An 11,461-nucleotide genomic window follows, 5' to 3' on the forward strand; every position below is an offset into this window, starting at 1 on the left:
AATACTTGGGCTGATGTCATCAACCGCGCTAACTTGGGTATGGAAGTAATGCACGAGCGCAACGCTCACAACTTCCCACTTGACTTGGCTGCTAGTGAAGTCACTCCAGTAGCAATGGTTGCTCCTTCTATCAATGGCTAAGTTTTAGCTTTTGATTGACAAAAAGCGCTCCTAGAAATAGGGGCGCTTTTTGTTTGGGGAAAAATATTTTTTAGACAGTCATGGACGCATGGACCCGCCGGCGAAGACACCGCAACTACAAAAATAAACAGTTTGCGATCGCACTCTTATCAAAGAAACCGACTTTTTTACCGAATCTACGGGCTGCAACCCATCTTTTCATAAAAAACCCGGTTTCTGACCACCCGTGCGTCCTGGACTAATATGGATAGGTGCGATCGCCCTTTAATCGAACATAAATAATCCCCATGATATTTGAAACAGAGAGATTAGTTTTGAAACCGATTGTGGAGAGCGACCTCAACACGATCCACAGAATGTTTACTAATTTTTATGTGAGGAGATATCTGTGCGACGGCGAAATATTGTCGCTGCAAAAGGTTGAAGACATGCTTGTCGAAAACAAAAAGCTGTTTGCAGAAAAGAAATTCGGTTTGTGGTTTATCGAAACTAAGAGCGATCGAGAAACTATTGGATTTGTTGGTTTGTGGTATTTTTTTGAAGAAGCACAGCCCCAGTTAGTTTACGCACTGCAGCCGAAAGCACTTAAAAAAGGTTACGCTACTGAAGCATCAACCAAAATATTGGATTATGGTTTTGATGAACTTGGCTTTCACTATCTTGTCGCAAGTTGCGATCGCCCAAACATTGAGTCGCAAAAAGTCGCAGAAAGACTCGGAATGAGGCAAGTAGAAGAAAGAATTATGAATGGAAATCCGATATTATTCTTTAGAATCGATAAGTAGTAATTAGCAGTAAGGCCGCAATGCACAAATGGCTTTCGGTGGTGGGGATTGGCGAAGATGGACTTTCGGGGCTCGGCCCGATCGCCTCTACCCTCCTCTCTCGATCTCAAGTCGTTGTTGGTGGCGCCCGTCACCTAGCAATGCTACCAACCGACGACACCCGCGAACAATTGGTTTGGGCTTCGCCGCTACAAGCAACAGTCGATGAAATCATCCGCCGCCGGGGACAGTCTGTGTGCGTGCTCGCAAGCGGTGATCCGATGTGTCACGGTATCGGCGTCACACTGTCGCGCAAAATTCCCATTTCGGAAATGACTGTAATTCCCGCTGCATCGGCTTTTAGTCTTGCTTGCGCCCGTTTGGGTTGGCCGCTGGCTCAAGTTGAGACTTTCAGTTTGACAAATCGCCCGATCGCCTCGATCGCCCTTGCTTTGTCGCCGGGGGCGCGCTTGCTGGTGTTGAGCGCTGACAGAAACACGCCGGGAAAGGTGGCACAATTGTTGACGCAGCAGGGCTTTGGCAGCAGTTTGATGACCGTGTTTGAGCGGATGGGAGCGGGATCGGAACGGCGGATCGAGGGGGTCGCAGCAGCCTGGAATGCAGCGGATTTGGCTGATTTGAACACGATCGCGATCGCAGTTGCAGCCGATCGCGAAACTGTGATTTTCCCTCGTACCTCCGGTTTACAGGATGCTGCTTATCGCCACGACGGACAACTTACCAAGCGGGAGGTTAGAGCCGTTACTCTGTCAACGTTAGCGCCGATTCCCGGAGAGTTGCTTTGGGATGTGGGGGCGGGCTGCGGCTCGATCGCGATTGAATGGATGCGGAGTCATCCTCGGTGCAGGGCGATCGCGATCGAACGCCATCCGACTCGATTGGAATACATCGCTGAAAATGCCTCGACTTTCGGGGTTCCCGAACTCGAAATCGTGGCGGGAGAAGCGCCGGAAGCCCTGACAAATTTGCCTCAACCGAATGCTATTTTCATCGGCGGCGGTGTCACCGCAGAAGCTGTGCTGGAAACTTGCTGGAATGCTTTAGGTGAAGGTGGCCGATTAGTTGTTAATGCGGTGACAGTTGAGAGCGAGTTTAAAGTTTTGCAATGGCACGATCGTTATGGTGGGGAACTAATTAGAATTGGGATTCAGCGAGTAGGGGCGATCGGTTCTTTTCAGGGTTGGAAGCCGCTTGCACCGGTGACTCAGTGGGCCGTAGTTAAGGGGTAATACCAATTCTGATTAGGATCGAAATGATTTAACCACAGAGTACGCAGAGAACACAGAGGAAGAGATGAATCATTCCGATGAAGAGTGGATTTGATATAAAAGGCGATCGGTCTTTTTCCGGGACAGCTATGATAAATAATATCCTCTGGAATTAGAGTGAAAATGCCAGACGAATCATCCCTTGATCCTTATTTAGAGCGACTGTTTGAAGACTATTCCAATACTGAAGTTATCGAACTACAGCAATATTTGTCTGAATGGGATAGAGGAACTTATCGAACTGTGGCCCAAAGTGTGTTAGACCATTCACAAAGAAAAGGATTTGATCCACTCAAATATCTGCGTAAGGCACACAACTTCAACACCAGAGGTGCTGTAAGAGTTCCTCGCACGGGATATCGGCAGGATGGAGCCGCTGTTTACCGAAAGGGCAATGAGTTTTTAATTGTGCGACCTGACCAGTATGGTGTTGAGAAAATCGTGACTTATGGCATTAATGAGGAATAGCGATATGGCACAATTTCTGAACAAATTAGCGATTCAGCAAGATATTATTGTGCAACTTTTGGCACAGTTGACAGTTGACTATCAAAACACTAAATTAGAGCGCAAAGAGATATCTCAGAGGTATCTTGGTTCTGAGGAATATTTTTCGTTTCTGGAGGAGCTTGAGTTAGTAACAGTAAGTATTCGCGGTTATGCTAGTCAGATTGAGGAGCGCGCAGAGGTTGAGAATCGCGAGCAAGCGATCGCAGAGTTACATCAGCTTCGGGTGTTCGATCGTTCTGCGATCGCTCAGTTTTATGATGAGACGCGATCGGGCTATCTTCAAATGCGGTCTTATATCCGAATGCTAGACTATTTGCGGTTGCTGGTGTTGGAGTATTTGCAAATGGAAGAGCGATAGATTAGCGCAATAGCTAGGAGACTGAAATACAGTAATTTTTCAATCTGCCTCGGCTTATTTTCCCTCAAACTGGGATTTAAGGACTTTTGCGCGATCGGCGGGGGCAAGTTCCCGCCAGTATTGTAGGAGGATTTCTTCGGGAGGCATGGAAAATTTTTGAGCCTAACTCTATAATTTATTTTACTCTTTTACGATCGATCGGGTCAATGCCATTGGCGATAATAATCTAGTTTATTCCCATAGTCTTTTAACAGCATAAGCATCAAATATTTCATCGCGGCTGACTAAAACTAAAGCATGATTAATGGATTGGGCAATTAAAATGCGATCGAATGGATCGCGATGGTGGAATGGTAGGCTGCGAACCTGTACAGTATCCCCAAAGGAAATTGGCAGTAATAAGATGCCAGCAGCAGGTAACTGAGGTTCGATGTCTGCATAGTCTGCTTGCAGTGTCAATTTACCAATGCTGATTTTGATGGCAATTTCCCAAAGACTGGCAATACTCAAATAGACTATATCGGCGGATTCAATCTGCTCCTTCAAGGTAACTGATAGGTTAGGAGCATTTTCTGAAAACCAAATAAAAGTGTGAGTATCGAGGAGCAATGCACTCATTCCATATACTCCTGGAAATCCTCTAATGGTGGATCAAAATCATCAGCAAGCGGTAAGACAAACGTGCCTTTCATCATCCCGGCTTGACGTTTCTTTTGAGGAGGATTTACGGCAACCTCATTATTTGCATTATTTGCATATTTTGCGGCTAAGAATTCTACATAGTGCAAAACTTCCTGTTTCAGGGAATCTGGCAACTTGACCAGGGTTTCTAGGATGGTGGTTTCTAGCATTAGATAACCTCTTGCTGGATAAGCTCATGATAACAAGCGCAAAGCAAAACTTACCGATGTCTCTAATCTCGCTCTAAGCTACCTTGGGACAAATTTCGATTTTGACAGTCATGCCTACTTGGTTTAGCATTGCGATCAGAGTATCAACCGAGAATTCCCCAATTTTACCTTGAGTTAGAGCTTTGATTTGGTCGTTTGACTGTTGGAGATGTTGAGCAGTTTGGTCGATCGTCCAACGGTGATGTTTAATCTGATGAAGCAGGGCGAGCATGAGTTGCGATCTGATTAGTAAGTTATCAGCTTCTTCTGCTGAAAATCCCAGATCGAGAAAGATATTATCGGTTGCTTGGGTAATAGTATTTTCACTCATGGTTCTGGTTCTCTTGAATTTAAACGATTTTGTAACAACTGTTGGTAGCGTTTCTGTCCAATTTCGATATTTTTCTTGGCTGTCTTCTGAGTTTTCTTTTGGAAAGCATGAAGAACGTAAATAGCTTCTTCAAATCTAGCAATATAAAATACCCGATAGGCATCTTCTGTCCGAATCCGAATTTCTTCAACGCCTTTGCCTACGATCGACATGGGTTTAAAGTCTGATGGTTGTATGCCCTGCTGAAGTGTCCAAAGTGCAAAACCAGCTTCTTTTCGGGCATCGTCAGGAAGAGATTGGATTTCTTCACGGGTAGCGCCAACCCACCGAATCGGTTTGATGGTCATCGGGTTTGTTGAGAATCAAATACTATAACAATTGTAAGGGCGATCGCCTTCAAACCCCCTAGCGTAAGCTACAAGTTTTTGCAATTCCATCAGGTTGGGAGATACCAATATTGCACGCCACCTTCATTATGACTGAGCAAAATCCCCAAATCTTCGAGGCTTTCTAGACAGTCGAGAATGACTTTTTGTTTGCGGCTGGCTGCTTTGAAATGGGCGGTAACTTGGGCGGCTGTCCATTCGCCGCTTTGGGTGCGGAATAAGTCGCGGATGGCCCAAAGTTGCTCTTTGAGGGTTTTGGGGAAGGGTTGTTGTTCCGTGGGGGCGATCGGGGTTTCGGTTTCGGTGGTGATGCCTGCAAGGGATGGTTGCACGTAGGTTTCGCCGGGGGCTTGGTAGTCGGGACGCAGCCAGCGAATCAGTCCGTTGCGTTCTTCCTCGGCGCGTTGGGCGTTGAGGGTGACGAGGTTTTCCAGGATTTGGTCGTCGGTGAGGGTGGGTTCCCAACCATAGGCGGCAAATACGGCGGCATCGAGTTCGTCGTGGATTTGTTTGAGGGTGGAGACTAGGGCTTTTTGGTTGAAGGCTTTGTCTTTGTCGTTGAGGGGTTCGCCTTGGCGGAGTTTTTCCAGGAGGTTGTACATCCCGGTGATGGTGACTTCGGGGTGAGTGGTTTGGACTCGTTTGCGGTGGCTATCGAGGCGTTCTCCGAGTTCTCGGATGGTTTGTTTTTGGGTTTCCGTGGCGTCGGGGAAGGGGAAGGGGTCGAAGCATCGAGTTTTGTTGTAACGAGGTCTATCTTCTAATGTTCCGCCTGCTGCCAGCGACCAAGTAACATGAACTCGACTAGAAAGAACTCCTAAGAAATAAGCATCATCAAGGGCGATCGCAATCAACATATTATCAGGTATTACTTCACGGGGAAGAAAGACGAATACTCTATGCTTCGCAGTCTCTACTGTAGCAATGTAACGCTGTAGTCCCTTTATTGCTGGTCGAAGTTCTGTTCTGGGACGACCAAATATCCACCAGTTTTCTCGGAGGCTTTTATCACGGTTAGTATCTCGTTCAGGTTTAACTTTATCCAACACCCATTGGAATGCTTTTGGATATAGTTCTTGAGCTTTATCAGCTTTTAAGCCAAATAAATCAATGACGCGCACATTGCGAGAATTTTGCATAAAGTCTCGTCCATTAATGTAGGGGAAAAGAACCTCAGACTCAATCTCTCCAAAGTCAGATTGCTCGACAATAAACCCGGAACTAAATAGCATAACACCGCGACTGGATATCCTATCATTAGCCAGAAGTTGTTGAGATTGAGTTAAATCAGAACCCGCTAGAAGGTTACTAAAAATTAGCCCTACATTCTGCAACTGCACTTGAACTTGCTCTGCTGAGTCTTCCGGTGTCTCTCCCTCACACTCAGCAACTACTGTACCAAATTCGGCAATCCTTATAGGCTTTTTGAGGTCATCTAATTCACCTGCTGTAATTGCAATTCTGACTGCTGCCCCTCCATCAATCCAAGGGTGATCGGGAATAGCAAAAATTAATCGGGTTGGAATCTTTTGCGTAAAATGAAACTCCAGAACTTTCCGCTGCCGAACTTGGCGAATACTGTTTGTGGTAATAAACCCAAAGCGTTTTATTTTGCTCGCTCTAGTTAGTTCTGCTGCCTTGTGCCACCAATACATCACAAAATCAACAGTATCCGGCACATCTTTATAAACTTTCCGCAACGTTTCTGTATACCCATCCCCCAACATTTCCCGCATTCTCGAATTACCAATAAACGGCGGATTCGACACAATATAATCCGCCTCCTGCCACTCGGCCGCCCTCGGATTCAAATACCGATAAATTGTTATTTGGTCTGTCGGATCGGGAATATTTTCCCCCGTCACCGGACTTTTCATCATCCGTCCACCCCAACGCGATCGCACTTTCCCCGCCGCATCCACATCTGGTTCTATTCCGTCATAGGCCAACACCGCATCCCGGCATTCAATATTGTTGTACTCCCGCAACACCGGTTCGATCGGCGGAATATCACCAAACCGCCGAAAATGCCACTGCAAATAGCCAATCCAAATCACCAAATCTGCGATCGCCGCCGCCCTAGGATTGATCTCAATTCCCAAAAACTGACTCGGATTGACTTGGGCAATATCTAACCGCAACTGCGCCGATCCGGTGACATCTTCCAAGCGCCGCAACACCTCCGACTCCAACCCTTTCAACAAATCCAACGTCACATAAAGGAAATTCCCCGATCCGCACGCCGGATCGAGAATCTTCACCTGTTGTAACTCCGTCAGAAATGCCTCTAAAACTGCGATCGCCTTTTTCCTTTGATTTGCAGTCGGTTCCGATTCCCCCGCGTTGAGCAACTGTTTAACCTCCGCTTGTACCGCAATCCAGCGATCGCCCAAAGGTTCCATCACCACAGGCTTTACCAACCGTTCCACATACGATCGCGGCGTATAATGAGCCCCCAACTTACTCCGTTCCCTCGAATCCAGCGCCCTTTCCAACAACGTCCCAAAAATCGCCGGTTCCACATTGCACCAATCCCGCTTCGCCGCCTGCAACAACACTTCCAACTGCGTTTTAGTCAGCGCAAATGCCTGCGATTCAGCAAACAATCCGCCATTAAACCGCAACAGTTGGCCATGAAAGCCAAAACTCGTCCCCTCATTCATCGCCTCCCACAGCGCCTCTACTTCCGGCTTAAAAGTCTTCGGATTGAGAATCCACCGCGTTTCCAGCGCCTGTGTAAACAAATGTTCTTTGAGTAATCCCACATCCTCAGCAAACATGGTGAAAATACAGCGCATCAAAAACTGGGCGACTTGCTGCGGATCGACATTCGCCTCCATCCGCTTCGCCAACTCTGCCAAATCCGCCGCCACTTCCCGCGTCACCCGCGCTGCAATCTTCTCTGGGTTGCGCTGCTGCGGATTGCTAAAAATATCGACAAACAAATCGAAAACATCGGCTTTCTGCAACTCGATTAGCCCGATTTCTCGCCGCGCCCCATAGCCGCCATAATCGCCGCTAAAACCCATCCATAATTCAAAATGATCGCCAATATCGCAAGTTAACAAAAAGGGCGGTTTGCTACTGAGACTGCGCGTATAGGCAACTGCCTGCACAAACGCTTTTTCCATCTCTCGCAAATAGGTATTTGTCCCCCGCTTTGCCGTTCCTTTTTTACCCGTTGTTCCGCCCTGTTTTGCCTCAATCAAAAAATGCTCGGCTTTGTAAAAGTCAATAAACCCCGGAGTTACTTTGCCGCTGGGGTGAAAAATTTTGACATCTTTATCAAAGCAGTAGGGATCGTTGGGAATTCTGCCTTTATCAAAAGGGCGATCGACTCCCAGCGCATCGCACATTTCGGCAAAAAACAACTGGTAGTTTGCCCGTTCGTTACCGCTAGAACCCGCCCAGCGCGTGATGAATGTTTCGACTCGCGTGCGATCGGTCTCATTCATGCTTCAATCCCTGTTGCTTGCTTTTTCCTGATTCTATAGCTGGCAAAAGTATAGTCATTTATTACATGACATGGGAGGCGTTAAGTCCCTCCCCCTTCACTTTTACTTCGAGCGGATTGACCCGCCTCGGCTGAACTACGCAGCTCTCTATCCCATTGCTAAACGCATTTGGGATTGCTTTTCTGAGGATGTTGTAAGACCCGTTCACATCGGAATTAATTAATTGACCGACCGATGTCTTGTACAAACCTCTCTTGATCCGCTTGCCACTAAATACAGCATCCTTATCGGTCTTTCCATAGACAGGAATCGGATCTAGAGTCAGAAAATTTGATTTCGATGTATAAGATTCTTCTTGTACAATCACCTTAATCCCAACCAATCGAGCCTTATATTCCAACATCTCAATCAGTCGAGTATGAGGAATGCCCACGAAGTTTTGGTTGGTTGGCTTTCCTAAATCAATCTCGGTTTTCCATTGTGCATTTTTGCCGACAACTAGCGTCCCAATTTGATGGGCGACCAAAAGGTCAACAATTAGGCGACTGGTATGATGCAAGTAATTATCGACTTTTTGGTGGCGACAGCGAGTTAAGCGTTGAATGCGGGGTGAACTCTTGCGACTTCCTTTTAACTGAGATTGTAACCGTGCTTTACGTTTGTTGTAGAACTGGTTGATTGATTTCAACGGACGCCCGTTAATCAACAGAGGTATAAAACCCGGCTGATTTGAAGTTAACGCCGCTAAATTATTCAGACCTAAATCAATACTAGCTACAAATTTATCGTCGCTGGCGGTGGTATCCGGTTCATCGTATATTACCTCAATCACATAAGAATCACATTTGGGAACCACTCTAACTTGACAGATTCGATCGGGTTCGAGCTGGGTTTTGATTGAGAGATTAGTTCCCGAAAGCTTGACGATTCCTTTCTTTAATTGCTTGCTACTAATTGCCTGAATCGTATAGACAAGGATATTCCGACCCTTGACTTTATCTTTGTACTTCGGTAGCTTCGGACGGCCAGTAAATTTAGAGTCATCAGCTTTGTAAGCTTTAACTGCTTCAAAAAACGACTTCCAATTCTTGTCCAATATCATCAGTATTTGCTGACTGACCTTGGCTGGCAAAACCTTGTATGCTTGATGAGATTTCATCAAACGGTTCATCTCGTTGTAATTAACGTAACCCCATCCATAGATAAAACTCTGACGAATGACGTAGTTAGCGGCATTGTAGAGATTTTTGGACTTAAATGCTAATTTATCAATTTCGGCGAAACTGTGTTCCGTAGATTTAATGATGTGCCTCTCTGCTAGTTGCATTCTGAGCCTCCATCTTTTAACAATCACAACATTTTTTTGACTTCCCTGACTATATGATACTACTATTGTTTATTGAGGCTTACCAACTTAATGAAGTTTCACAATACTTCGATCGGTTTGAATTGGCGATTTATCTTGCGATTTTGGTTGGAAACTCCTGGCACCGATTACCCAGTGGGCGGCAGTTAAGAGGTAAAATAATCCCCAATCTTCACTGTAGACATTTTTTGGGAGTTAGGGACAAATTATTCCCTTGAATTTTAGATTTTAGATTTTAGATTTTGACGATGCTGCACAACTCTTTGAATAGCTCGCGGATGCAGCGGGCGATTACTCGCTGACGGGCTAGTTTGACAGGCGTGCCGCCTTTTTTTCGGCGCTTGAGGTTTTCTGCTGGCGACATTTGCTCTACATCTTTACCTTGCCCGTAAGTGAATTGCAGCGGCGGATTGTTTCGCGACACTTCCAACCTCGTAAAACACCACTGCCATAAAGCTTTTCTACAGAGCGCACTGCCTGACTGTTTACCCTTCTTCTTTTGGCCACTATCCTCTCGAACTACGCCCATGCCAACGGCTCGCATAAAGCGGCGCTCTGAGAGTTTGAGTTTAGATTCTTTCCCGGTCTGGCGATTTTTCCTGATTTTGACTTCCGGTTGACCATCCTTGAGAAAATCTTCGATCGGGTAAATCGCTCCCAACAAATAGCCCTGAAGTTGATAGCCAAAGCCAAACTTGGTGAAAATTCGGCGATATTCCTCAAACTGCGGACTGTCGATCAGTTGCACCAATTGCTTTTTGAGTCTAAAAATTTCTTCCTCCATTTCGCAGTATTGTTTGGCGGCCCAGCGAGTTTGTGGTTCAATGCCAGAGCCGATCGTTCCCTCCAAAATGCGATCGTACTTTTTGGATTTTCGGCGGCCGGCAAGCCAGCCCCAGAGTAGCGGTGGCAATTCCTCTTGCGGTTTTGCCGATCGCACTAAAGCGATTTCGGGGCATTGCCAACTCAATTCTTGTCGCATTCTATTTATGATTGGGCTTTGCACTCGGTTAAGGTGCTCCAAGCGAAGACAAACGTGTTTGATTTGACTAACTAGGGGGTCACGGATTTTGAGGTAACTGTCGCACCCTTTGTCAAAGTACCAGCAGGCGATCGCAAATGCGTCAATGTCATCCGTCTTTGCCCCGCTTTTGCCTTCCTTTCCCATCAGTTCCGCCCTGTAGTTGGGTAGCTTGCTGTTGGAAATCATCCTAATTTCGCACCCCCAGTCCGCAAGTTTGTTTATCCACAGTTGGGCGTAGTTCATCCCGGTTGGTTCGCAAATAGCAATAATTTTGTCAGCTTTAAAGCTTTCAACTTTGGCTCTTAACTTATTCAAGTTTTCAATGTTCGAGTGGAATACTTCGATATCGGCGTCAAAGTAGTCATCACGGGGATTGCTGGGTTTTTCCAGCATAAAACACGCGGCTACTGACGACCGAGAAACGTCAATGCCTACGATTAAATATTTCATCTAGTTTAGGGAGAGAATGGGTTGAAAGGACAATAGAGCCTACGAATCTCCCAAAAGCAATTAAGCTTACTTCACTGATTAAGGCTCATTTATTTTGTCCGGTTTGATGCGGGCTGGCGCTTACGAACGAGTAATAGCAACTAAGCTAATTTCACTCTTAAAGCGCCACTTGTCCGAGGACTCATCCCGCGACTCCCCCCTTAAAAAGGGGAGTTTCGGCCGCTGAGTCGAGGCAGCCATCGTCAGGCGGTGGTGAGGATGGAATTAGTGCTTACAAGCGCGACGTACACGTATATGTAGTCAAGGTTTCGGTTCAGCGCTGCTGTGAATTCATCCGTGGCATAGCTTCTTAGTAAATGGTTAGCGGCGTTAACGTACTCGCTCAAACATTTATCGTGGGGTTGTTTCCGCAACAATCCGCGCGATTTTGCTTCTTTGATGATTTCAAAAATTTCTCGTTTTTTGGCATCGCTGAAATCACCAAATTGTTCCTTGGC

At 46.3% G+C, this 11,461-nt stretch carries 12 protein-coding genes and 1 pseudogene; 5 read left to right on the forward strand and 8 right to left on the reverse strand.

What is annotated here, in order from left to right; genetic code table 11:
- The 5 genes and pseudogenes from QUB24_RS32140 to QUB24_RS32160 all read left to right on the forward strand — a co-directional run.
- Positions 1-141: pseudogene (locus QUB24_RS32140) on the forward strand (photosystem II q(b) protein); the annotation flags it as partial.
- 287 nt (positions 142-428) lie between these two features.
- Positions 429-926 (forward strand): GNAT family N-acetyltransferase, encoded by a 498-nt coding sequence (locus QUB24_RS32145; protein ID WP_333157594.1) that lies wholly within the window; start codon positions 429-431, stop codon positions 924-926.
- Positions 927-946: 20 nt separating this feature from the next.
- The gene (cbiE, locus tag QUB24_RS32150) at positions 947-2,155 is read left to right on the forward strand and encodes a precorrin-6y C5,15-methyltransferase (decarboxylating) subunit CbiE (protein WP_333157595.1); all 1,209 of its coding nucleotides are present in this window, start codon (positions 947-949) and stop codon (positions 2,153-2,155) included.
- 162 nt (positions 2,156-2,317) lie between these two features.
- Complete coding sequence (locus tag QUB24_RS32155; RefSeq protein WP_333157596.1) at positions 2,318-2,662, forward strand: hypothetical protein; 345 nt, start codon at positions 2,318-2,320, stop codon at positions 2,660-2,662.
- 4 nt (positions 2,663-2,666) lie between these two features.
- A complete protein-coding gene (locus QUB24_RS32160) occupies positions 2,667-3,062 on the forward strand; it encodes a hypothetical protein (RefSeq protein WP_333157597.1) in 396 nt (131 codons plus the stop codon).
- A gap of 231 nt (positions 3,063-3,293) precedes the next feature.
- On the opposite strand, the gene QUB24_RS32165 is transcribed toward QUB24_RS32160, so the two are convergent.
- From QUB24_RS32165 to QUB24_RS32200, 8 genes are all read right to left on the reverse strand, one after another.
- Positions 3,294-3,680, reverse strand: a complete 387-nt coding sequence (locus tag QUB24_RS32165; protein WP_333157598.1) for a type II toxin-antitoxin system VapC family toxin — start codon at positions 3,678-3,680, stop codon at positions 3,294-3,296.
- On the reverse strand, positions 3,677-3,913 hold the full coding sequence (gene vapB / locus QUB24_RS32170; RefSeq protein ID WP_333157599.1) for a type II toxin-antitoxin system VapB family antitoxin: 237 nt from the start codon (positions 3,911-3,913) through the stop codon (positions 3,677-3,679). The genes QUB24_RS32165 and vapB overlap by 4 nt, the downstream gene beginning before the upstream one ends.
- A 73-nt stretch (positions 3,914-3,986) precedes the next feature.
- Entirely contained in the window at positions 3,987-4,283 is a 297-nt protein-coding gene (locus QUB24_RS32175; RefSeq protein ID WP_333157600.1) for an XRE family transcriptional regulator, read from the reverse strand.
- Positions 4,280-4,630 carry a type II toxin-antitoxin system RelE/ParE family toxin gene (locus QUB24_RS32180; protein WP_333157601.1) on the reverse strand — a complete coding sequence of 117 codons (351 nt, stop codon included), beginning with the start codon at positions 4,628-4,630 and terminating at the stop codon, positions 4,280-4,282. The genes QUB24_RS32175 and QUB24_RS32180 overlap by 4 nt, the downstream gene beginning before the upstream one ends.
- An 89-nt stretch (positions 4,631-4,719) precedes the next feature.
- Entirely contained in the window at positions 4,720-8,124 is a 3,405-nt protein-coding gene (locus QUB24_RS32185; RefSeq protein ID WP_333157602.1) for a DNA methyltransferase, read from the reverse strand.
- A 61-nt stretch (positions 8,125-8,185) separates the two neighbouring features.
- Entirely contained in the window at positions 8,186-9,451 is a 1,266-nt protein-coding gene (locus tag QUB24_RS32190) for a transposase (protein ID WP_333157603.1), read from the reverse strand.
- A 274-nt stretch (positions 9,452-9,725) separates the two neighbouring features.
- Complete coding sequence (locus QUB24_RS32195) at positions 9,726-10,964, reverse strand: IS110 family transposase (protein ID WP_333157604.1); 1,239 nt, start codon at positions 10,962-10,964, stop codon at positions 9,726-9,728.
- A gap of 242 nt (positions 10,965-11,206) precedes the next feature.
- On the reverse strand, positions 11,207-11,461 hold a 255-nt coding region (locus tag QUB24_RS32200), incomplete at its 5' end, for a hypothetical protein (RefSeq protein ID WP_333157605.1).

The organism is Microcoleus sp. B9-D4 (assembly GCF_036705105.1).
Lineage (GTDB): Bacteria > Cyanobacteriota > Cyanobacteriia > Cyanobacteriales > Microcoleaceae > Microcoleus.

Coding starts and splice junctions, on each gene's coding strand:
- QUB24_RS32145 (WP_333157594.1), top strand. CDS start 429: ATGATATTTGAAACAGAGAGATTAGTTTTGAAACCGATTGTGGAGAGC.
- cbiE (WP_333157595.1), top strand. CDS start 947: ATGCACAAATGGCTTTCGGTGGTGGGGATTGGCGAAGATGGACTTTCG.
- QUB24_RS32155 (WP_333157596.1), top strand. CDS start 2,318: ATGCCAGACGAATCATCCCTTGATCCTTATTTAGAGCGACTGTTTGAA.
- QUB24_RS32160 (WP_333157597.1), top strand. CDS start 2,667: ATGGCACAATTTCTGAACAAATTAGCGATTCAGCAAGATATTATTGTG.
- QUB24_RS32165 (WP_333157598.1), bottom strand. CDS start 3,680: ATGAGTGCATTGCTCCTCGATACTCACACTTTTATTTGGTTTTCAGAA.
- vapB (WP_333157599.1), bottom strand. CDS start 3,913: ATGCTAGAAACCACCATCCTAGAAACCCTGGTCAAGTTGCCAGATTCC.
- QUB24_RS32175 (WP_333157600.1), bottom strand. CDS start 4,283: ATGAGTGAAAATACTATTACCCAAGCAACCGATAATATCTTTCTCGAT.
- QUB24_RS32180 (WP_333157601.1), bottom strand. CDS start 4,630: ATGACCATCAAACCGATTCGGTGGGTTGGCGCTACCCGTGAAGAAATC.
- QUB24_RS32185 (WP_333157602.1), bottom strand. CDS start 8,124: ATGAATGAGACCGATCGCACGCGAGTCGAAACATTCATCACGCGCTGG.
- QUB24_RS32190 (WP_333157603.1), bottom strand. CDS start 9,451: ATGCAACTAGCAGAGAGGCACATCATTAAATCTACGGAACACAGTTTC.
- QUB24_RS32195 (WP_333157604.1), bottom strand. CDS start 10,964: ATGAAATATTTAATCGTAGGCATTGACGTTTCTCGGTCGTCAGTAGCC.